23 protein-coding genes and 2 tRNA genes are annotated in these 22,513 nt (G+C 40.6%); all 25 read right to left on the bottom strand.

Features of this window, described 5'->3' with window-relative positions; all coding sequences use genetic code 11:
• Positions 1 to 6 precede the first annotated feature (6 nt).
• Positions 7 to 1,122 carry a DegT/DnrJ/EryC1/StrS family aminotransferase gene (locus HMPREF9124_RS08765; protein ID WP_009429494.1) on the bottom strand — a complete coding sequence of 372 codons (1,116 nt, stop codon included), beginning with the start codon at positions 1,120 to 1,122 and terminating at the stop codon, positions 7 to 9.
• Positions 1,123 to 1,194: 72 nt separating this feature from the next.
• Positions 1,195 to 1,974, bottom strand: a complete 780-nt coding sequence (gene rfbF / locus HMPREF9124_RS08770) for a glucose-1-phosphate cytidylyltransferase (RefSeq protein WP_036597796.1) — start codon at positions 1,972 to 1,974, stop codon at positions 1,195 to 1,197.
• A 31-nt stretch (positions 1,975 to 2,005) separates the two neighbouring features.
• A complete protein-coding gene (locus tag HMPREF9124_RS08775; protein ID WP_009429339.1) occupies positions 2,006 to 3,253 on the bottom strand; it encodes a glycosyltransferase in 1,248 nt (415 codons plus the stop codon).
• Entirely contained in the window at positions 3,250 to 4,167 is a 918-nt protein-coding gene (locus tag HMPREF9124_RS08780) for a glycosyltransferase family 2 protein (protein WP_009429978.1), read from the bottom strand. The genes HMPREF9124_RS08775 and HMPREF9124_RS08780 overlap by 4 nt, the downstream gene beginning before the upstream one ends.
• 25 nt (positions 4,168 to 4,192) lie before the next feature.
• A complete protein-coding gene (locus tag HMPREF9124_RS08785) occupies positions 4,193 to 5,452 on the bottom strand; it encodes an O-antigen ligase family protein (protein ID WP_009427967.1) in 1,260 nt (419 codons plus the stop codon).
• Positions 5,443 to 6,192, bottom strand: a complete 750-nt coding sequence (locus HMPREF9124_RS08790) for a glycosyltransferase family 4 protein (RefSeq protein ID WP_139090293.1) — start codon at positions 6,190 to 6,192, stop codon at positions 5,443 to 5,445. The genes HMPREF9124_RS08785 and HMPREF9124_RS08790 overlap by 10 nt, the downstream gene beginning before the upstream one ends.
• The gene (locus HMPREF9124_RS08795) at positions 6,171 to 6,701 is read right to left on the bottom strand and encodes a hypothetical protein (RefSeq protein ID WP_009428392.1); all 531 of its coding nucleotides are present in this window, start codon (positions 6,699 to 6,701) and stop codon (positions 6,171 to 6,173) included. Before HMPREF9124_RS08795 ends, HMPREF9124_RS08790 begins: the two co-directional genes overlap by 22 nt.
• Before the next feature lie 104 nt (positions 6,702 to 6,805).
• On the bottom strand, positions 6,806 to 8,035 hold the full coding sequence (locus tag HMPREF9124_RS08800) for a glycosyltransferase family 4 protein (RefSeq protein ID WP_009428352.1): 1,230 nt from the start codon (positions 8,033 to 8,035) through the stop codon (positions 6,806 to 6,808).
• 202 nt (positions 8,036 to 8,237) lie between these two features.
• A complete protein-coding gene (locus tag HMPREF9124_RS08805; protein WP_009427700.1) occupies positions 8,238 to 9,788 on the bottom strand; it encodes an HAD-IA family hydrolase in 1,551 nt (516 codons plus the stop codon).
• A gap of 17 nt (positions 9,789 to 9,805) precedes the next feature.
• Positions 9,806 to 10,531, bottom strand: a complete 726-nt coding sequence (locus tag HMPREF9124_RS08810; protein WP_009428126.1) for a sugar transferase — start codon at positions 10,529 to 10,531, stop codon at positions 9,806 to 9,808.
• Between the two features lie 50 nt (positions 10,532 to 10,581).
• Entirely contained in the window at positions 10,582 to 11,865 is a 1,284-nt protein-coding gene (locus tag HMPREF9124_RS08815) for a DegT/DnrJ/EryC1/StrS family aminotransferase (RefSeq protein ID WP_009429242.1), read from the bottom strand.
• A gap of 131 nt (positions 11,866 to 11,996) precedes the next feature.
• On the bottom strand, positions 11,997 to 12,257 hold the full coding sequence (locus tag HMPREF9124_RS08820; protein WP_139090332.1) for a Txe/YoeB family addiction module toxin: 261 nt from the start codon (positions 12,255 to 12,257) through the stop codon (positions 11,997 to 11,999).
• A gap of 11 nt (positions 12,258 to 12,268) precedes the next feature.
• Entirely contained in the window at positions 12,269 to 12,523 is a 255-nt protein-coding gene (locus HMPREF9124_RS08825) for a type II toxin-antitoxin system RelB/DinJ family antitoxin (protein ID WP_009428543.1), read from the bottom strand.
• A 119-nt stretch (positions 12,524 to 12,642) separates the two neighbouring features.
• On the bottom strand, positions 12,643 to 14,397 hold the full coding sequence (locus HMPREF9124_RS08830) for a 1-deoxy-D-xylulose-5-phosphate synthase (RefSeq protein ID WP_009427899.1): 1,755 nt from the start codon (positions 14,395 to 14,397) through the stop codon (positions 12,643 to 12,645).
• A 76-nt stretch (positions 14,398 to 14,473) separates the two neighbouring features.
• Positions 14,474 to 15,043 carry a DUF5662 family protein gene (locus HMPREF9124_RS08835; RefSeq protein ID WP_009429613.1) on the bottom strand — a complete coding sequence of 190 codons (570 nt, stop codon included), beginning with the start codon at positions 15,041 to 15,043 and terminating at the stop codon, positions 14,474 to 14,476.
• Positions 15,040 to 15,810 carry a phosphatase PAP2 family protein gene (locus HMPREF9124_RS08840; protein WP_009428418.1) on the bottom strand — a complete coding sequence of 257 codons (771 nt, stop codon included), beginning with the start codon at positions 15,808 to 15,810 and terminating at the stop codon, positions 15,040 to 15,042. The genes HMPREF9124_RS08835 and HMPREF9124_RS08840 overlap by 4 nt, the downstream gene beginning before the upstream one ends.
• A gap of 84 nt (positions 15,811 to 15,894) precedes the next feature.
• Positions 15,895 to 15,968 (bottom strand) — tRNA-Met (locus HMPREF9124_RS08845).
• A gap of 83 nt (positions 15,969 to 16,051) precedes the next feature.
• Positions 16,052 to 16,124 (bottom strand) — tRNA-Val (locus tag HMPREF9124_RS08850).
• 137 nt (positions 16,125 to 16,261) lie between these two features.
• The gene (locus HMPREF9124_RS08855) at positions 16,262 to 16,990 is read right to left on the bottom strand and encodes a B3/B4 domain-containing protein (RefSeq protein WP_009427791.1); all 729 of its coding nucleotides are present in this window, start codon (positions 16,988 to 16,990) and stop codon (positions 16,262 to 16,264) included.
• Positions 16,991 to 17,028: 38 nt separating this feature from the next.
• Entirely contained in the window at positions 17,029 to 17,670 is a 642-nt protein-coding gene (locus HMPREF9124_RS08860) for a TlpA family protein disulfide reductase (RefSeq protein ID WP_036598078.1), read from the bottom strand.
• Between the two features lie 136 nt (positions 17,671 to 17,806).
• On the bottom strand, positions 17,807 to 19,042 hold the full coding sequence (aroD, locus tag HMPREF9124_RS08865; protein WP_009428715.1) for a type I 3-dehydroquinate dehydratase: 1,236 nt from the start codon (positions 19,040 to 19,042) through the stop codon (positions 17,807 to 17,809).
• A gap of 89 nt (positions 19,043 to 19,131) precedes the next feature.
• Positions 19,132 to 19,680 carry a YqeG family HAD IIIA-type phosphatase gene (locus HMPREF9124_RS08870; protein WP_009428232.1) on the bottom strand — a complete coding sequence of 183 codons (549 nt, stop codon included), beginning with the start codon at positions 19,678 to 19,680 and terminating at the stop codon, positions 19,132 to 19,134.
• Positions 19,677 to 20,153: a transcriptional regulator NrdR gene (gene nrdR, locus HMPREF9124_RS08875; protein ID WP_009428680.1), complete on the bottom strand. Its 477-nt coding sequence runs from the start codon at positions 20,151 to 20,153 to the stop codon at positions 19,677 to 19,679. Before nrdR ends, HMPREF9124_RS08870 begins: the two co-directional genes overlap by 4 nt.
• Positions 20,150 to 21,424, bottom strand: coding sequence for a DUF975 family protein (locus HMPREF9124_RS08880; RefSeq protein WP_009428172.1), 1,275 nt, complete (start codon positions 21,422 to 21,424; stop codon positions 20,150 to 20,152). Before HMPREF9124_RS08880 ends, nrdR begins: the two co-directional genes overlap by 4 nt.
• A gap of 125 nt (positions 21,425 to 21,549) precedes the next feature.
• Entirely contained in the window at positions 21,550 to 22,461 is a 912-nt protein-coding gene (locus HMPREF9124_RS08885) for a MetQ/NlpA family ABC transporter substrate-binding protein (RefSeq protein ID WP_009429795.1), read from the bottom strand.
• Between the last annotated feature and the right edge of the window lie 52 nt (positions 22,462 to 22,513).

Below are 22,513 nucleotides of genomic sequence, written 5' to 3' on the forward strand. Positions count from 1 at the left end.
TAATGATTATTTTGCCAAAAACTCCTTAACCCATCGGCATACTTCTCTTACATCATCGTCACTCAGCTCATAATGTAGAGGAAGGCACAAAACTTCTTCATAAATTAAATCCGTCACAGGCAGGTCTTCTTGTCTTTTAAACAGGCTAAAATGATGGCATGGAATATAGCTGATACCCGATTCAATATCATGCTCCATCAGAAAATCTTTTAGTTCATTTCTCTTGCCTTTTTTCACTCTGATAACATACATAAACGGAGTAATAGTATCATACTCATCCGGCATAATTTCTATCCCGCTGAGATTTCTTAGTTCAGCATCGTAAATATGACAGATTTCTCTTCTTCTTTCAATAAAGGTATCCACTTTTCTAATTTGGGCAAGACCAATAGCTGCATTAATATTACTCATATGGTAACGATATCCCAAAGTTGGAACATCATAAACCCAAGAACGCTTCTTCCAGTCTTTTACATGCATACTCTTTCTATCTATACCGAGCAATCTCTTCTTCCGCGCAAGGTCATCAAAAGCCGTATCATCTGTAACAATGGCTCCTCCTTCTCCACATGTCATAACCTTAATAGAATCAAAGCTAAAACAGGTAATATCGCCAAACGATCCTATTTTCTTCCCTTTGTAATATGTTCCGAACGCGTGTGCAGCATCTTCAACAATTCGAATACCATACTCTTCTTTGATTTCAAGAAGAGCATCCATATCGCATGGGCGCCCGGCATAATGTACCGGTATAATCGCTTTAGTCCTTTCAGTAATTCTCTTTTTACAGTCCTCTATATCAATCAGGAATGTCACAGGATCCGCTTCACAGAACACCGGTGTTGCGCCGCACATTTCGACTACCTGCGCAGTGGCCACAAAGGTAAAGGAAGGCATTATTACCTCATCTCCGGGTCCAATTCCAATAGAGTCCAATGCCAAATGTAAAGCATTGGTTCCTGTATTTGTAGTTATAACATAACGGTCTGTTCCCAAAAACTTAGCTACTTCTTTTTCAAATTCGCTTGTTTTGTATGCTAGACCAAAATAGCCATATTCAAACGCCTCTTTCACCTCTGCCAGTTCTTCCGCTCCACAACATCCCCTTGAAGACTTAATCATCTATCTTACCTCCACTATAATTGTTTTATGTTTCATAAAAATAAATTTGGCATTGTCGTATACCAAGTTCAACTACTCCCATAATTTCCATGCAGCAGCTCCACTATCCCATAGCTTTTCAATCTGCTGCTTTTCTCTTAGTGTATCCATACACTGCCAATAGCCATTATGTATATATCCTACCAGCTCCTTTAACCTAACCAGCTTTTCCATCGGCTCTTTTTCAAAAGAGGTATCCGGCCCTTCAATAAAATCAAAAATCTGAGGTTTTAAAACCATAAAACCAATATTGATAAGATCTCCATCCATGTCTGATTTTTCTCGAAAAGCTTCAATAACCCCTCCTGCGCCTACTTCTACAACCCCTTTGTTTTGTCCAAAGTTATACATTGACATCGTTCCAATCTTCCCATGCGAATGATGAAAATCAAGCAATGCTTGAATATTCACATCAGCTACTGCGTCTCCATATGTCAGCATAAACTCCTCATCACCAAGATACTCCCTAATGCACTTTATTCGGCCACCAGTTTCCGTGCGCAAACCGGTATCCACAATAGTAACCTTCCAAGGCTCCACATGCTTATTGTGCACAATCATCTCGCTGTTCCCGCTTGTATAATCAAAGGTGATATCTGAGGTATGAAGAAAATAATCTGAAAACCACTCTTTAATCATATGCTGTTTATATCCGGCACAAATCACAAATTCACGGAATCCGTAATGAGAATATAATTTCATTATATGCCATAAGATTGGCATTCCCCCTATTTCAATCATTGGTTTGGGTTTAAGTATGGATTCTTCAGAAATCCTTGTTCCAAATCCCCCTGCCAGAATTACAGTTTTCATAGTTGTCACTCCCTGCTTTCTGCATTACAAACTAGCATTCTTTCCTTATTTGAGAAATATCAAACATTTTTTCTTTTGCATGCTTAATCCGCCCTATAAATCTTAACGCATAAATGAAGACTATCTCTGCAATTGTTAATACTGATTTCCGACTCTTAGGTTTTACAGCAAGCAATAGTTTTAAATTTTTATCAATATCGTAACAATTCTTTACAGCCTCAAAAGATTTATATGCTTCTTCTCTATATTTTGTTTCATCCCAACTAAATACTTTCAAAATTAGATTGGTCGCTAAATCCTTACAATCCTTCGCTGCAACAACAGATTCAGGTAGCTCGCTTAGTAAATTGGATGCCAACGCCTCATAAGTATTATACAGAACGGGGATAGACGGTTTATACTTTAATGCAGCCTCCAGAACGGCCGTCCCCATTCCTACAAAGACCTTACATTCCTCCATATACTTTTTCAGTCTGTCATAGTTCATCCAATCATGATACTCTACTGCATTCCGGATATCTTCAGGTAATTTTTCGATTTCTGCTTTTATTGTTTTTATGTCCTCTACCTCTCCACCCGAAACCATCACTAATCTTGCATCCGATTTTGCCTTTTTTATTTTAGCAAACTCCCTAATCAAACCTATTTGATATCCCTTATAGGGGAATTCCGCTCGAGCTGCAGACATAACAATATTCCCTTGATATCCTTTACTAATAACACTCTCTTTTTCTGCAAGTTCATCACAGAGCATTGGAATCCTAACGAACGGAGTATTGGGCGAACAGTTCTCTCCAAACCAATTTGATGTTTTTTCTGTTGTATCTTCATCCATCATCACAAGTGCATAATTCCTATTCATTTTCCGAAACACACCCAGAAACTGCCTTCTTACTATTCTTTTTATCACCCCCGGATATGTTACTCCTTTCATAAATGTTCCATAATGCACACAGTAAAGAATATTATCAAAAGATAGCTTCCTCTCATATTTTAAGCGTTCCATATCGAGATACTTATCCCACATATAGTTTATAACTTTTAATTGATCTTTACCCAAGCTTTGGATAATCTCAGCTGCTTTCTTTCTATTTTCTGTGTCAAAGCAGAAAATTTTAGTGTTATTTGACTCTAAAGAATATTTCATTTCTTCATTTCCGTCATGCTCACAGAAAACAACTGACTGATATCCATTTTTCACAAGCCACTGACAAATGCGAAGAGTTAATGTATGAGTACCCCCATAAGCACCGAGAGTATCATTAATAACCACTATCATATTCTACTCCTATAAAACCACCGAGTTATTAAAATCGAAAAAGAGGAGGGCAAAAAGGATATTGCATAAAAACACCTGGCTCTAATATTATATTTTAAATATGGTTTCATTAGTTCTCTAACTTTTAAATTTTCTCCTCTATATATAATATCCTTGACAAAAGACAGATCTCTGGCAAATTCTATACGTTTTACTACTTCAGGATATTTTTCATCTAAATCCTTGGCTAAAGCTCTTAAATTATCCAGCGCCATCTGATATTCTATACCGATTCTATCTCTTAGCTGTATCGTGTTCATATTCTTATGAATACGATATGTTACTAAAGGTTCAGAAAGATAGACAGTTCTCCATGTATAGGCAATCCTGGAAAACAGCTCAAATTCTTCTGCATATTTAAATTCATTATTAAAAATATGGTCCAATCCCCTGAGTGCCTCCCTTCTTATCATGAAAGAACTTAAGCAAAAGCTGTAATTCCCCACAAGTTCCTCGAAAGAAAGTTTTCGATAAACAGCCTTTTTATCAAAAATATCTTTCTTGTTGGATAACATATTCCAACGAATAAAATTTGTAAATACCATTCCAACGGAAGAATCTCTTTCAAGTTCATTAACTTGTTTTTCTAGCTTTTCTCTATCCCATAGATCATCACAGTCCACAAATGCTATATAGTCTCCCTGTGCACACGCTATCGCTTTATTTCTGGCCGCCCCCAAGGGCAACATCTCTTCACCCCAAAAATATCTCAATCTCTTATCAAAAGTTTTAGCAATTTGCGCGCTATTATCCGTAGAACAATTATCCCAAAAAATAATTTCATAATCAGAAAAGCTCTGCTGTTTTATCGCCTCCAATGTATCTTTTAAATACTCCGCACCATTTCTACAATTTAGAATTATACTTACCTTCATATATTTTTACCGCCTTTATTAATATTTATGCTTTATTTGTGTGTAGAGAAAAAGCTCTAATGCAAAAACAATAAACAAATAAGCCAAGAGAAGTAATAAGATACGGGTTAAAATATGCAGCAAACATGATAGCTATTAGCGAAAGAAATATCACTCCTCTTAATGTAATATTACTATTTTCTCTCAAAAGTTTCACAAGCATACTTAATACGGGATACAGAAAAAAAGACAAGCCGACAAAACCTATTCTAATTACTATATCTTGGTATGTCATTTCTATTGCTCCATCTCTAAGATTAATGTGTTCTCCTAATCCTCCGCCCCAAAATGGAGCTTCAAGTATTTTATAATGTATCATTTTATTCATCATTTTCCGAAAAACATCACTATTTAATGTTCCGTCATTACTTGTCCCCGTAAAGCGTTCAATGATGTAGGAGAAAAAATGTCCATGCTCCCCACATAACATATAAAGTAGAACAAATAATAGAACTATAAATCCGATAAGATTTAATATTTTTGCCTTGCCCTTTTCAATACCACTGAATTTTGAGGACAAAATAATCCAAAAAGCCAGGGCAAGTATTACTCCCCCAATGATTCCTCTTGAATAGCTTATGGCAATTCCCAAAAAATTAATAAAGGAAACTCCAAGCCAAAAAAGCTTGTTTTCTCCTTTAACAAAAAAATAAAAACCTCCAAATATCCCCAATACTTGTAATACTATTCCCTTAAGCATAACTCTTGCAACCTTTCCCAAGCCGGAAATGAGCAGTACCATATTCATTCGATAAAGAAATTTTAAAATAGTAGAAAGCAAGGGTGGGAACAAGATAAAGGAGATTACTAAACTAATTGCAAATAGGGAAATAACAAATCCCATAATCGTAGAATACTGCAACAGAATTTCGCACTTTTTTACAGAATCCAGACAATAATACATTATTGGGAGATACAGCAGATAAATAAAACCATTTAGAATATAGGGTTTAACAAAATTTATATCTTGTCCTGAAATTACAGCCCTTAGGAATCCTACAGATAGAAGGGCTGACAGCACGATTACAGCGATGTCATTTCTATTCAATTTACAGATCTTTTGTCTAATAATTCCTGTACAGGATATAATCAGCATAAGCCCGAGAAGCCCTATTCTTCCCAGCTTTGATCCCCCTAAAAAGTAGCCTGTAATATGAAATATCGAGTCCAAAATAAATAAGCCCAAAATATATAGACACAAATCTTTTCCATTTAAAATACCAAAATTTTTGAATTTTATTCGCATACTATATATTCCTCCAGCCCGGGAATTTCCATTATCTTCTCATATTCTTGCCGCGCCTTTAAACCCAGATTGCTAAATTCTTCAGGATAATGCAATAGATGTTCTACTTTAGCATATATTTCTTCAATGCTGTTAATACAGACAGCTACATTTCTAAGACAATCCATTGAGCCAATATGATCAGGCCCAATGGCCAGTATGGTTTTTTCTAAAGATAAATATTCAGGAATCTTAGTAGAAAAGGATAATTGGACCTTTTCCATTTGTTTCTCTTCAAAGCTCTCAACAAAAACAGGATAATTACATTCATTAAGTTTGATTTTTAATTCTTTAAAATCTAACTTTCCCAAGTATTTCGCTGTTCCTAATTCTTGAATTTCGTGTAGAAATGAATCACTTGGTAAAGCATTTAAATAAATATGTAAAACTGCCCCTTTTCCTTTCTCTCCATTTTCAATATTGATTTTTTTCAATGCCTTAGCCAGTTCTATAAGTGCCTTTTCCCTACCATAATAAAGACTTCCGGCATACAAAAATATAATTTTATCATTTTCATCTGAACAAAGTGATAATTTCTTATCATAAAGAGAACTACAACGATTAAATAAAATCTCACTGTCAACACCCAGCACTCTTTTATATTCTTTTCTCATTCTCTCACAAATCGTAAAAAATACTGCAGAGGAATTAGCACATTCTTTTAAGGCTCTCAACACCATTAATCTATGTTTTTTTCCCAAAAAGACTCTTGTGACCTTTTTAAAATATAATCATCTGTAACATAGCTAAATAATTTACATTGATACTTTTCCTTAATCCATAAGCATATTTCATATGCATATACAGCATCGCCTGCCATAAAGAAAATATACTCAGGCTTAATATTATCCAACCAACTAATAAGTTGTTCGGAAATCCAAGAATTTTTCCATAGTAAGTCCCTAACCAGCAGCTTAAAGGCGGTCCTTTTGACAGAATATTTCTCCGTTAAGGTTCTATTGTTATCCTGTATCTCTCCCTTAATCGGAAAAACCTGTCTGCCTCGCAGCTTATGATTTATTTTTCCACTAATAATATCTTTATTCGAAATCTGAAAATAATTATATCCTTCTACTTCAGGTAAGCTTCCATAAAAATACAACTGCGATACCATTTTCGAAGGAATTTTTCTAATTAAATTTAATAAAGTTTTTCCATTATTATCTGTTTCACTCAGAACTCTATTACTAATTATCAGTACATTTTTCATTGTCTTTAATTCCTACATTCAGGTCAATTCCCTATGATAGCCAAGCATATTATTGAAATGGATTTATCTTCGCTCATTTACAGCAAAAGTCAGTTCTCTCTTGTTTACCTATTATGATATGCTTGCATGATAGTATTATATGCTCGACTTGTTTCAAAACAATTTCTTACACAACTTCTTGCATTCATTGACTTTAATCTTAATTCCTTCTCTATTTGATTTCCTACAAAGATAGATGAAATAAGATTTCTAAATTCTTGAGGATTCTTACTTTCTATCCACCATCCAAAATTTTCTTCCATAATTACTTTACCTACATCCGTATTTACATCTGTAGCCGCAATAACAGGGAGACCATAATTCATGTAATCCAGTAAACGAGAAGGAAAGTTAGGAATGGTAAATCTGTAATCTAAAAATAACATTCCAACATCACAAGAAGCCACCAAGCAAGAATACTCTTCATAAGGTAATAAACAATCTATTACCGTCACATGCTTAGGATTGGCATTTTTAATGTATAAGTCTATTTTGGAAAACTCGGTTCCCGATCCGCATAATATAAAATGTACGCCTTCTATATCAGAGCAGCTATCAATTGCATCAACAATGTAATCTACATTCTGCGGCTTTCCAAAGTTTCCACCGTACAAAAGTAAGTATTTATCTTTTGGAATTTTATATTTCTCTAAAATTGCATCGTCTTTATGAATATCGGAATCATTCACAATATCTATGGTATTAGGGCAAAGCTCTAGTTTATCCTTTACTATATCTCCATTATTTTTTAAAATAAAATCCATGTTGGCTTTTGACATACAGCCTATTTTATCCGATATACGGTATAGCTGTTTCTCAATATGTTTAAAGTATCTATATACAATCCCTTTCCATCCTGTAGGAGACAAAATACCTATGTCAATAGCATTTTGCGGAAATATGTCTTTTAGTAGCAAATAGGTAAAAGCATTGTACTTCTTTTTTAATTCTGAAACCAAACTTGCTATAGTAATAGGAGGGGTAGTATATAAAATTAAGTCAAAGGATAATTCGTTCCAATACTTATCTATCGCCTTTTTATAAAGATATCCTAACGTCAGTGTTGAAAGCCCTTTCTCAAACACATTGGTTTTTGTAATATTTCCCACTCTGACTCTTAATACATTTATTCCTTGCTCAATTCCAAGTTCAGTAGCCTGAGCATTTCGCTTTTCCAATGCACCTACCACATATACTTTATGGCCTTCCTGTACAAACTTCTTTAATAAATCGGTATAGACACCACTATGATTAAAATTATATACCGCACCTATTGTTAAAAATAATATTCGCATTAATTACCTCTTAATTTACTGAGAGAAATACTTTGTTTCTTTATATCCTTGATTATCTTTTGTTCTTAGTTTCAGTAAATAACCACATACTTCCCTATTAAATATTATCTACCAACATGAAAAGTCATCCACAAATCATCGATAAGTTCTCTTCCGAATAAATATAAGTCTACATCCGAATCGGCCAAGATGAGTATTTTATTCACCTTGCCTTCCGATAAAGACCATCTTGATTATTTATCCACTCATATCGAATCCCAAGCTGTTTACAAGCTTGAAAGTCTTTCGCCATATTATCACCAATGTAAAGCATTTCTGATCCTTGTATCCTCCACTTTGTCATAAGAATGCGAAAAGCAATATCGCAAGGTTTTCTAAACTGTTCCCCTCCTAATTCATCCGTTATTATAATATCATCTACCAACTCTTCCAAATGTAAGGCTGAAATTTTATTTCTTTGCCCCTCCGACCGACCATCCGTTATAATCCCTATCTTTAAGCCTTGCTTCCTATAATTTTGAAGTCTTTCATACATATCTTCATATATTTTTATAGTTGGAAAATGTTCTCTGTAAAGCTTAAGGCACTTCTCTTTTAACTCTATTTTTCCTATACTTAACAAATACTCATCAATTGCTTGATTTCCGCACAAAAAATAGTTCCAAAGTTGAGAAAATGCGTCATCTTGATTCAAGTATTCTGCCACTGCTTTAAAACCGCTACGAACATATTCTTTTTCACTATATAGGGTGTCATCTAAATCAAAAACAACTCCCTTTAATTTACCATTGTAGGCTTCTATATTTGTACAAACACTTTGGTCAAATCTACTAAAAACAGCACCATCAGCAAGATCATCCGGCTCAAACTTCGGTGTTTCACTGGATAATAGCTGAAGAATAAAAATAGCACTATTCGCACCGGCCATCATACTTAAAGGAGCCCCCCCTCCAAAACGGGGATTTATCTCAATATAATAGTTGTCGCCGCTTCTTATTTCCTTTATTAATTGCACAGTAATTGGCCCGCAAGGCTTAAAGCACTTGCAAAGCCTTTTCATTTCTTCGTGCATCTCCTTGTTAGGTGCAATTTGCGTTTTGAGTACTTCCCCAGCACGCACAGACATCCTTATTCTCGGTACAATACTTATTGGCTCTCCATTCCAATCACAAAAAATATCAATTGTATATTCTGTTCCATCGATATATGGTTGCACAATATAATCTTCTATCTGTGCAGCATGTATTTTTAAATCTTCCTCATCCTTAATCTTAAATGCATTAATAGAGCTACTACCATCTTTTGGCTTTATAAAAGCAGGATATCCTCCTTTGTATTTTTTCCAGTCATTAATCGGAATCGGGGCCTTTAATCCACAGTCCATAAAGAATTGGGATGTCTTATTTTTATCTCTACAGATTCGTATCATATCCGGATTGGATATCATGACTTTAGTATCCTTAAAAAGACTGCTATTTTCTGATAGAACAAGTAAATCCGTATCTATAGTAGGTATAAGCAGATCTATCTTATCTTCTTCACAAATTCTAAGAAGCTCCGGAATATAATTTTTATCTTTCATCCCGCAAACTTTTCGTGAAAAATCACAATAAGCCAAAGAAGGAGCCGTTCCCGTCATATCTGCACCGAAAATTTTCAAAGGAATATTAAGGCATAACGCAGCTTGCCTAAAAGCTTGCACCAGTTCTACACGCCTACCCACTCCAGTAAATAATATCCTTATCTCCTTCATAATTTTTCCTTCTACTTTTACTCGTTTCCTGTAAAAAACGGCATTGTTACATCTCCATCGGCAGATATTCCCTCCGAATTCAAAACACTCCGTATAGTATCAACGATAATTTTTAAATCCCCTAAGAATGTAATATGATTCACATACTCTACATCCAACTTAAATTTCTCTTCCCAGCTTAGAGAATTTCTTCCTCTGGACTGAGCTAATCCCGTAAGTCCCGGTCGTACATCATGCCTTCTTGCCTGCACCTCATTGTAGAGTGGTAAATACTTTACCAAAAGAGGTCTCGGTCCGATGAAAGACATCTCCCCCCTGATAATATTCAATAGCTCCGGTAATTCATCCAGAGAGCTGGAGCGGAGCATTTTTCCAAAAGGGGTTAGGCGCTCCGCATCCGCAAGTAAGTTTCCTTCCTTATCCCTTTTGTCGGTCATTGTCCTGAACTTATACAACTTAAAAATTTTTCCGTCTCTTCCCGGTCTGTCTTGTGTAAACAAAACCGGCGCACCCAAAAACGCGCGAACCAGAAGGGAAAGAAACAACATAAGTGGTGAAAAAAGGAGTAAAGAGAAGCTTGCAAAAAAACAGTCAAAAGGTCGTTTTAAATATCTCTCATAAATCCCCTGTCTCTTTTGCCTCTTGGTTTTTTTTCTCTCAAGGGCTTCAAGGATAAGGCTGATAGCGGCCGCAAATATCGATACACATAAAATCAGCTTACTAAGTCTGACTAAAATTTTCATTTTTTACCTCTGTTCTTCATCCTATCCCTTGTGTATTTTTAGAAAGTACTTTAGGAAAATGCCCTTTTTATGACTTCCATAATTCTCTCCTGCTCTTCTTCCGTCATCTTATTGTCGGAGGGAAGGCAGAGTCCTCTTTGGAAGATATCCGCACCTACATCCTGTGCCTTTCCCTCATCGATATAGGCATTGCTTTGTCCCCGACCATTTCCATTTCTTGTTACGAACGCATTCATCCGATAAATGGGCTGCAGATGCATCGGTTTCCAGATAGGGCGGCTTTCCGCATTGACTTTCGCGAGCATCTCCATAATTTCCTGCGGATTACTCTTTCCTTCCACCGACTGATATAAGAAGTTCTGCTCTCCTCGAACTAGCGGAGACATGGCTTCCTCATCAATCAAGATACAGCTGAGCCAAAAGTTCGGTTCGCTGTTCTCTCCATCATAGGGGTTCATCCTTAACGGTAAATCTTTTAATCCCTCTTCGTATCTCTCATAAATTGCTTTCTTCTCCGCAATATGTTTCCTTAAGTAGGGAAGCTGTCCACGCACTACTCCGGCTATAACGTTAGACATACGGTAATTGTAGCCGATTTCTTCATGCTGATACCAAGGTGCATCTTCTCTGGACTGGGTACTCCATTTTCTTACCTTATCGGCATCTTCTTTGGAATCAGTCAGGAACATCCCTCCGGAAGAACCGGTGATGATTTTATTTCCATTGAAACTGATTGCATTGTAATCGCCAAAAGTGCCCGTTTCCTTTCCTTTATATCTTGCCCCAAAAGACTCCGCCGCATCTTCTACGATAAGCGCAGCATGTTTTCTTGCAATGTCACGGATTTCCTCAATATGTCCCGGTGTGCCATAGAGATGGGCAAGCACGATTAATTTCACATCCGGATAAAGGGAAAAAGCTTTCTCTAAAGCAACGGGATCCATATTCCAGGTATCCTGTTCCGTATCAATGAAAACAGCCTCTCCATCTTCATACGCCACCGGATTCACAGAAGCATCGAAAGTCAAGTCTGAGCAGAAGACCCTCTTCCCTTTCAGGGTTCCTTCGTTGGGTTTTGCCTGGCCGTAAAGTTTCTCTCCGGCAAGCTTCGTCGCAAGATGCAGCGCGGCCGTTCCGGCAGAAAGTGCAACGGCATATTGACAATCCACCTCTTCAGCTACTATCCGTTCTACTTCATTGATATTTTTCCCAACAGTAGACATCCAGTTGCTTTCAAAGGCTTCCTGCATAAACGTTAGTTCTTCCCCATGCATCGTAGGGGAACTCAACCAGACTTTCTTTTCAAAAGGCTTTATGCCATCAAGTGATTTCATAATCCTCTATACCTCTGTTTTCTTTTAAAACGATTCTCCAAAAAACTCTTACTCATCCATCAACTTAGTCAACATAAACTTTCCCGCTTTAAATATCTTTCTTTACAGTTTTCTCCATTTAAAACGTAGTACTATCGTTTATAATGACCTCTGCAGGCAAGAATGTATATAATATTTCCATTCACCGAATATACAACTCGATTTGCTCCATCGATTCGTCTGCTCCACATTCCAGTCAGATTTCCTTTTAATGCTTCAGGCTTTCCAATTCCCTCAAAAGGGCTTCTCAAGATGTCCTGCAATAACTGATTAACTTTTCTCAGAATTCTCTTATCTTCTGACTGCCAATAAAGATAGTCACTCCATGCATCTCTGTCCCATTGCAATAGCATAGTACGCATACTTATTCCTCAATTAAATCGTGACTTTCAAACTTCAGATTTCCACTCTTGAATTCTTTATACTTTTTTTCTAAATATCGGATATTACTTTCTTCGTAGAAAGTATCTGCAGATAAAGCAAATGGAATTCGATTCTCACGGACAACTGTTTTTAGAAAAATATTAATGGCAGTAGACATATTTAGCCCAATATCTTCTAAAGTCCTTTCTGCATCTCGCTTAACATCATCATCCACTCGCAAACTGATTTGAGCCATACAGAACACCTCCTTTCTTCTTAATTTTATAGCAATTGAAATTCATTGTAAATAAAATTGCTGATTAAAAGTAAATCACTTGTTCAAATAATTGCTGGTGGTTTTCTTTACTTCTGCACTTACTGTAATCCCTTCACCACAGCTTCCGCGATGCTTTCTCTGTCCATTTTATGCTCTTTCAGAAGTTCCGTAACGTCATATTCGTCATAGAATGCCTTCTGAAGTCCCAAGCACAGCACCTTCATCTCATCCATACCGTAGTAACGGGCAATTTTTTCACCCAAACCGCCGTCTAAGATCCCGTCCTCCAGCACTACAACAAGCTTATGCTCTTTCTTTAAGTTCTGAAGGCACTCTTTATCGAGATGAGAAAGAATAGTCGGCTCGATCAGTGTTGCCGAGATTCCGTATTTTTCCTGCAAAAGTTCTACTGCAGCCTTCCCTTCTCCGTAGAGCGAACCGGGAGCGAAGATTGCCACTTCTTTCCCTGCCTTTACCGTCCGGAAAACGGGCTTTCCAAAGTCTTTTTCTACCGGAAGTTCATCTTCCACCACGTCGGACGGAGCCAAAATCAGCATCGGCCTTTCCCTCTGCTCCAGGCTGTAGTCCAACATGGCAAAGTATTCCTCTTTAAAAGCCGGTGCCAGAACAAAAAGATTCGGAATAGAGTTCGCCATCGAGGCCAGATACAGTCCAAGGTGCGTCTTATCGCTCATCCCATAGAGGGAGGCGCTGTTCACCACGATTGTAATCGGGAGAGAATTGATTCCCGCGTCATGGGAAATCTGATCATAGGCTCTCTGCAGGAAGGTGGCGGAGGTGAAGAACAGCGCCTTTGCTCCGCGTTTCGCCGCGCCGCAGGCCAGAGTCACACCGCTCTGCTCGGCAATCCCGGTATCGATGAAACGCTCTCCCGCTTCCTTTCGCTTTTCCGCGGTGAAGCCCATGCCTCCCGGTACGCCGGCGGTAATAACGAGAATAGACGGATCCTTCTTCATTTTCCGAAGCAGAAAGTCCGCAGTCCTGTCACTCAAGTCCTCGCCAAATTCCCATTCCTCTCTGGTCTTTCCCGTCTCTCTGTAGAACGGCATATGCCAGTGCCACTCCTCCTTATGCTCTTCCGCATAGGGAAGGCCCATCCCTTTTCTGGTGAAAATGTGCACCAGCACGGGTCGTTTGTAACTCTTCGCCTTTTCGAAAATCTGCACGAGACTTTCTACATCATTGCCGTTTCCCTCATAGAGATATTCCAGACCCATACCGCGAAAGATATTGTCCTTTGCTTCGCCTTTTGTCTCCCGAAGCTCCCTGAGCTTCTTATACATGCCGCCGTGGTTCTCCGCAATGGACTGATCATTATCATTTAAAACAAGGATGAGGGGACTTTCCATTTCTCCCGCAACATTCAAGCCTTCGAGTGCCATGCCGCCGGAAAGAGACCCGTCTCCGATGATGCCTATTACATGCTCTTTTCCCCCCAGAATATCTCTTGCTTTCGCCATACCGATGGCAAGGTCAACGGAAGTCGAAGTATGCCCGATGGAGTAAAGGTCATAGGGACTTTCCTTCGGATCGGTATAGGGACCTACATCATCATAATGCTCGGGATCCATATAGGCCTCTCTTCTGCCGGTGAGCATCTTATGCGGATAGGTCTGGTGTGAAACATCGAAAATCAAATGATCATTCGGGGCATCAAATACCGTGTGTAAGGCAATGGTCGCCTCCACAAAACCGAGATCCGGTCCTACGTGCCCCATGTGTAAACTGGCACGCTGAATGAGATTTTCCCGCATTTCCCGTGCCAGTGTATCTCTTTCTTCCTTCGTTAAGCCCTTTAAATCCTCCGGCCCGTTGATTCTTTCCAGTACCATAACGACTCCTTTCCACTCTTTCCGGTTTTGGCGCCTTATCTTATCTGCCCTATCGCACTATCATACCATCTTTCCCCTAAAAAAACTCCTTTTCCTTCCTTCTCCTCTTAATTTCTTTTCGAAGGTAAGAAAAAGCCTCTTCCTGCCCCTTATCCTTTAGAAGACGAAGCAGAAATTCCAGTTCCTCCCGCGTCTTCTCATGAATGAGCGGCGTTCCGATCATTTTCTCATAATACAGATAGGGTCTGTCGTCTGTATACTCCTCTCCCAAGTAATTTTTGGATGCCGCAATCCGGTCACAGAACATCTCCGCCACATAGCGGTAAGGCATCCTGCAACCGATCATCCTATGGACATTTTCAAGGTCATAGTCGCACCAATACTCGAAGTGATGCTTGTTTCTTCCCTTGTGATGTAACCAGGCTTCGGATGTTCCCGTCTCGATTCTTTCCACACCGTTCGGACTCTTATAGCCTCTATAGTAGAGTATTCCGGTACGAAACTCCGTGAAGCTGTATTTGGACAGGTCATGCAGAAGTCCCTGCTTATACAAGCCTATCGAAAAGCAATAGCGCATGACAAGAAGCTTATGCTTCGTAATGGTTTTGAAATGCCCTATGGCATTTTTTAAGTAATTTTGTTTCATACTCTTTCCCTGTTTCTACTCTTCTCTTCCCAATATTCTCCCAATATAAAACTCGGATAACCGTAAACAAAGCCGTAGGTAATGAAGGAAAGGAGCAGTGCTCCGCCGACATCCAGTACGGAATGCTGTTTTAAAACCAGTGTTGCAATACAGATGAAAATGCAGAGGAAGCCGGAAAACCAGCGAACCGCCCTGCCATATTTGGCCCTCCGTAAATCTTTACTTTTCATTAACGCAATATGCATACAAAGAGAATTGTAGGCATGTATGCTGGGAAACACATTGGTCGGCGTATCTACCCGATAAAGACTTTTCACCATGAGGAGGAAAATGTTCTTGTCGCTCAGGTAAGCCGGTCTTAAATCGGTTCCGTTCGGATAAATTTCACAGATAATGAGGCTTGCCACCATGCCGATAAAGAGAAAGAGACTGACTTTATAAAAATCCTCTTTATTGACAAACATAAAATAAAGTAAACCCGCAAAAATATAGATAAACCAAAGGAAATACGGAACAATGAAGATTTCGCAGAAAGGAATCCGATCATCCAGATAGGTATGCATGATATGGTAACCCGTACTGACCGTAACCCGGCTCTCAAGCGAGGCAAACCAGACGGGATAAATGATTCCGATCCAGAGCACATTTGCGTAGCGGTAACGGTAAAAAAGGGACATCAAGCGATGCAGCTTCGGATGCTTTTCTACAATCCCGGGCCACTTACTGTTCCGATATTTCCGATATAGATTTTCCCAGAATCTTTCCATGCTCTCACTTTCCAAGAAATGCCTAGCTCTAAGCGGTTATGAATTGCAAAAAGGAGTTGAAACAAAGTTTCAACTCCTTCACTCTAGCGAGAGGGGGACTTGAACCCTCGACACCACGGGTATGAACCGTGTGCTCTAGCCAGCTGAGCTATCTCGCCTTAAACAGAATGCCATAGTCTTGGCTACTGTCTTAAAAAAATCCGACCCAGGCTGCGTATAAAACGCAGACCGGACCGAAGAATGGGGCCTACAGGGCTCGAACCTGTGACCCTCTGCTTGTAAGGCAGATGCTCTCCCAGCTGAGCTAAGACCCCGTAGTCGCGTGAATCGCGACCAGTAAATGATACTAAAACGGAAAGACTTTGTCAATAAAAATTTTATTTTTTATTCCTTTAAAAATAGTATTTTTAGACCTAAACTTCCTTGAATTAAGTCTCAACTTTACTTCTCTTTATTCTTCTTCCAAAACTGCTTCCCGATTATCCCGATTTACAATCTGCTTATTGATGACTTCCGCACCTACATACTTAGAGAGTAGCTCGGCAAGTTCCTCTAAAGCCACTTTTAATTCTTCCACACGTCCGGGTTCAACACACTCCATGGCAATGAACTCTTTGGTCGTGTCATCGTTTACTTCAGTACGTTTTCCGTCACGCCAATTCCAACAACGGCAGATTACACCTTCATCGTCATAATAGGCAATCTCTCCGGAGAGCGGAGGTTCCGGCTTATCCGACCCGATTGGCCAAAAATCTTCCCCACCCTGCATTATTCCCAAATGCAGGTCCCCACGAAAAGCATCCATATTTTCAGCACCGATGGGAAAGGCATGTTTCAAGGAAATGGCATTCGTAATGTCCACTGTGGGAGCAATACTTCCGACCGGATTGCCCTTCAAAACTCTCTTTAACAGCGCCTCTAGCGAGCATCGTGCTCCCTTCTTCGTAGGGAATTTGGAATAGGCATCTCTCCAGGCTTTCACCACCTCGTTTTCGGAAATGGTTTCACTCGTCAAAAAACGCCTGGCGCCTTCATTTGCGTCCTCAAGGAGAGTCTTGATTTCCTGTGTCTTAGCTTCATCCAGTACTGCTGCTTCCTGTACATTTTTTACTGTAAGAACAGCAATAGCGGCCTCCGGAAAAATCTTCCAAAATGCATCGTCTGCAATAAACTTCTTCATCATCTCTCCTTTCTATAAGCAAAGTGCAACAAATACAACTACTCCAACGTTTTCAGATACTCCTCGACAAAAGTCTTATACTTCGGCACCTGTGCCCCTACGATCGGCTTTCCCACGATTTTTCCGTCTTTATTGATGAAATAGGTTGTCGGAACGCCAACCACATTGGAAAGAAGCGGTACAAAGTCCACACTGGGAATGATGTTCGTGAATTCTCCGGAGGACTGCTCCATAATCTTCTTTGCTAAGGCAATATGCTCGTCATCCGATTCTCCGGAAATATCCGCTACCAAGCCAACAATCTGCACGTTTTCGGGCATTTCCTTCGCCCATGCGGCAAGCTCGGGCATCTCATTAATACAGGGTCCGCAGAAGGTTCCCCAGACATTTAAAACGGTCAGATCCTTATCCGCGAAGATGGAACTGTCAATGTCCTCTTTATCCAGATTCTTCGCAGTAAAAGTTAAACTGTCATCGGAAACCGCAAATTGACTGTCATTCGCCGTATTTTCCGCCTTCGCGCCTTCCTTCTCGGTAGCAGCTTCTCCTGCCACAGCGCTTGTTCCCTCCGTCTTCGTTTCTTCCGTTGTCTTTCCGGCTCCGGCGGAATTTCCGCAAGCGGAAAGCAGGGTTAAGACAGCAAGTGCTGCCGGAAGCATCCATTTTCTAAAAAACAACATTTTCATTCCCTTTCTTTTCTGCATTTTTCATTGGAAAAAATAACTTTTCTCCGGATAAACTCTTATTAAGATAAGTTTTAAATCCTCTTTTAACAAGAACTTTTGTATTAAAATTCAGAAAACAAGACTAAAGATTCTATAATCCATTTTCCAGAAGAACGGAGTAGATCTCCTCTACACAAGCGGATACGCTCTTTCCGTCTCCTTCCAAAATATAGTCCGCAACCTCTTCATAGTAGGCGCTACGCTTCCGCATCATTTCCCCAATTTCGTTGACATTCATCTTTCCCTGTAACAGAGGACGGACGTTCTTCCCCTCTGCAAGGCGCTTTAAGACTGTCTCCGGACTTACCTTGATATAAATGCTGAAGAAATGCTCCTTTAAAACCTTTCTGTTTTCCTCTCTTAAGACGACGCCTCCGCCGGGTGAAAGAACGTGCTCTTTCCCGGATAAAGAACGAAGAAGTTTGGCTTCTTCTCTCCGAAAACGTTCTTCTCCAAACTTCCGAAAAAACTCTTCAATTCGCATAGCGAATTTTTCTTCCAGAAGTTGATCCATCTCATAAGCCTGCCAGCCGCAGCGCTCCGCTATTTTGGGCGCCAAGGTGGATTTTCCGCTCCCCATAAATCCCAGTAACGCAAGGCCTTTTTTCCCGGATAGTTTCTTACTGACTTCCATGTAGTCTTCTATCCCCCATTGTCCCGGTGCGGAAGCGGAGAAAACCTGTACAAAGCTGTGTGAGGAACCGGATAAATCATGGAGGACTCGGCTAGCCTTCCCGAGCTCTCCCATCGACATGGAAATGAGTTCCCTTTTCGGATTTCTATCCTTCCATCTCCTCCCGGCGAGCATAAGATTCAATACGTCTTCCTTGGAGCGCGGCATTAAGGCGATTTTCACAATATCCGTAGAATAGGAAGAAAGCTGATTCAGAATTTCCTCGCATTCCCTCAGTCCGGGAGTTTTCTCAAAGTCGTGGTAGGAGGCAATCACCTTCCCTCCCAGCCCCTGTACCATGGCGATACATTCCTTCCAAGAGCCTCTTCCCTCCTCTCCGGTTTCCACCTCGAGATCGATATAGTCCGGAACACGACTTTCCATGGCTAAAATGTTCGCCTGAAAATAGCTCTTTCCAAAGGGGAATGCACCACCCTGTCGATTTGTCCGTATCGTAAAAATAAGTTTTTTCTTTCCGATGATTTCCCTGCTCTTCCGCAGAAAATCCGAAAGCGGCTCTACGTGCCTCTCCAGAAGATCGTAGCGAAGCTCCACCGCATAGATATGGGGAAAATACGGATTTTCTTTCAGGGCCTGTAAAGTTTCCAAACACTCTTCTTCCGTTTTTCCCTGAATCGGTACAATCATGCCCATTTCCTGTTCTCCTCTTAGTTCTTCTTGTTTCTATGGCTTTTCCTTCCGTCGGATTCCTTTTTTATGATTTTCCCCCTTACTTTCCTGCCTTAGGGCTCATTTCTCCAGAGCGCATGTTTTCGGCTGTAAAAATACAAAAAAGGCTTCTCCAGCATTCTCTTCAGTACGATGTGAAAATATTTTTCCTTCCCCATCGGATACACAAGGACTGTGGGAACCCCTGCCTTATTCCCTCCCAGGATATCGGTAAAAATCTGATCACCGAAAAAAAGACAGCTCTCTTTTTGCAGGGAAAATTCCCGTACGGCATTAAGATATGCTTTCACATCGGGTTTTCCCGCCTTTTCCTGATAATAATCTGCGCCGATTGCTTCCGCAAAGCGCTTCACCCTTTCTTTCCCGTTATTGGAAAGAATGGCCGTTTTAAAGCCGATTTTCTTAAGTCTTCCAAACAGTTCCACGGTTTCAGGAAGAGCAGGCTCATCATGATAGACCAGGGTATTATCAATGTCAAAGAAAAGAGCGCGATACCCTTCCTCATAGAGCCTTTCAAAGTCCAGAGTGTAGACGGAGCGTACGGAGTACGTCGGGAAAAAGGCGTTCTTCCGCTCCTCCCTTCTCTTTACCGCTTTTTTCATAACTTCTCGTCTCCCTTACTGCGACTGGTTAGGAGCTTTCCGATTTCCTCCATAAATGTATTGATATCCTTAAACTCTCGGTATACGGAAGCAAAACGCACATAAGCAACCTGGTCCAGATTTCTTAAGCGCTCCATCACCATTTCCCCAATCTCTTCCGTGCTGACCTCTTTGCTGTCATGCTTAAAAATATTGTTCTCAATATCATCCACGAGTTCGGAAATCTGCTGCGGAGAAATCGGTCTTTTGTGGCAGGAGCGTAAGATGCCGCCCTCCAGCTTTGCGCGGTCATACGGCACACGGCTTTGGTCTTTCTTTACCACCATAAAGGGAAGCGTCTCCGTCTTTTCAAAGGTAGTAAAACGTTTTCCGCAGATTTCACATTGTCTGCGTCTCCTGATTGCCGTATTTTCATCCGCAGGTCTGGAATCGATTACACGGGTATCTTCCGCATTGCAAAAGGGACACTTCATGATTCCTCTTCCTCCTTATAGTCTGTATACCGTTTTCTGGCCTCTTCAAAGCTCAATTCTTCCTTCGGTTCTTCCTCCGGTTTTTCCTTTGCTTCTTTCTTTGGGTCTTCGCGAAGTTCTTTCTCCGCTGTCGCCTTGGGTTCTTCGTCGGATACCTCTCCCGGTACTGCTTTATCCTCTGCTTCAATCGCCGCCTTGGGTTCTTCTTCCGGTTCTGCTTCAACTGCCAATCCGGGGTCTTCTTTCGTTTCTGACTCTGCTGCCGCTTGGGGCTCTACATCTGCTTGGCGCTCTACATCCGCTTGGGGCTCTACATCCGCTTCGGACTTCAGCTCCGCTTCAGGCTTCGGAACCGCTTCGGATTCCGGCACTCCCGCCTTCCGTTCCTCCTCAGCTATCAATCCAGGCTCTTCTTCGCGCTCTTCCTGTGCTTCGGGTTGCACTTCGCGCCTCTCCTGTTCCATCTTTTTCTTAGAGAGAATATCTTGATAGAAGGCAGCCTGTACCAGAATATAGTAAGGGCTTAAGAAGAGCAGGAAAAAAAACATCAGAAAAAAACCGGGTAGAATAGAATTCTCCAAGATGTAGCCCCACATTTCGGCAAGAACATTGGCTATCAGCCTCAAGCCCAGAAAGTACAAAACATGTCGAAAGAAACGAGCTCGCTCCGGCTTCATCCATTCCGCACTTTTCTTCATCGCATCAATGAGCCCTATGGACTTCGATTCCAGAAGAAGAAAGGGTGTGCATAAAAAGAACATTAAAAAGACACCAATCAATACATTGAAAAAGACTTCTTCCGCCATACTGAGAATCGAGTTATTGGCAGAACTTCCGAAAAGGAAAAACGTCAAAAGAGAAAAGAGCCAGGGGATGGCGGTATAGAGTAAGCTATAAGCTAAAACACGAAGCTGCATCGGATAATTTTCCGGACGCAGGGTATAAAAGATATCGAATGGACTCAATTTCTGTCCCCGTATGCTTTTTAAAGCCATATACAGGATGGAAAAGGAGGTAATAATCAGATACATCACCAGCACAAATACCAGAAGGGCAAGCAATATTCCCGAAATACTCAGACTGATTCCTCTCCTTAACTCTTCTATACCGGGCAAAAAGCTGGTCAGTAAAAAAGGACTAAGGACAAAAGAAAAGCCCATTGCCAAGGCGATATAGACGGAAAAAAGAAGCACAAAAGCAGCCAAAACAGTCGGCCAAAACTTTCTCCATCTCTCTCTGGCAAATCTTCTCAAGTCTTTGTTTTTCATCATTTCTTATCCCTTCCTTATAAAACACGATTGCATACAGAAGAGGAGCCACGAAATGAAAGGAAGTATCCTACCCCATACAATAAGGATAGGATACCCTTTCTTTTGTCGCAACTCCTGCTCTCGGATTAGCTTAAGGGAACCACTCCGCCCTCATACTTTTTATTGATAAAATCCTGGATTTCCTTGGAGGTCAAAACTTCCACCAAGGTCTTTGCCCATGCCGCATCCTTATTCTTCTCGGCAACGGCAATAATGTTGGCATAAGTCTGTGCCGCTTCGGAGTCGGACTTCTCGGCTGCCAATGCTTCACTCGGCTTATAGTTCGCCTGGATAGCAAAGTTTCCGTTCATGCAGGCAAAATCCACAGAATCCAAGGAACGGGGAATCTGCGCAGCCTCAACCTCGTAGATTTCCACATTGTGCGGGTTCTCTACAATATCCTGCTTGGTTGCCGTAAGACCTGCGCCGTCCTTCAGCTTAATGATGCCGTTTGCCTCCAAAAGAAGAAGCGCTCTGGCCTCATTGGTGGTATCGTTCGGAACCGCAATCTTAGCACCGTCCTGGATATTTTTCAGGTCCTTCGACTTTCCTGCATAGATTCCGAAAGGCTCATAGTGAATCTTTCCTACAGAAACAACATGGGTGTTATTTTCCTTATTGAAATCATCCAGATACGGCTGATGCTGGAAATAGTTTGCATCAATCTGTCCTTCATCCGTAGCAATGTTCGGCTGAACGTAATCATTATAGGTTACGATTTCAATCTCCACGCCCTTCTTCTTTAAAGCGTCCTTTGCCGCTTCCAAGATCTCCGCATGGGGACTCGGTGTCGCACCGATCTTGATCTTTACGGTCTCTCCGGATGCTGCAGCTGCTTCTGTGGCCTTCTCGCTCTCAGCCGCCTTTTCCGTTGCCTTTTCACTTCCGGCTTCCGTCTCTTTCTTGGTCTCGGTCTTTGTATCCGCCTTCTGTCCCCCGCAAGCCGCTAAGGAAACAACAGCCAAACCAAGTAATAACGCTGCTATTCTTTTTCTCATAATTTCTCCTTTTCTACCTTGAAAACTCTCCCTACTCTCTTATGAAAATTTT

The sequence above is a fragment of the Oribacterium sp. oral taxon 108 str. F0425 genome, assembly GCF_000214455.1.
Taxonomy (GTDB): domain Bacteria; phylum Bacillota; class Clostridia; order Lachnospirales; family Lachnospiraceae; genus Oribacterium; species Oribacterium asaccharolyticum.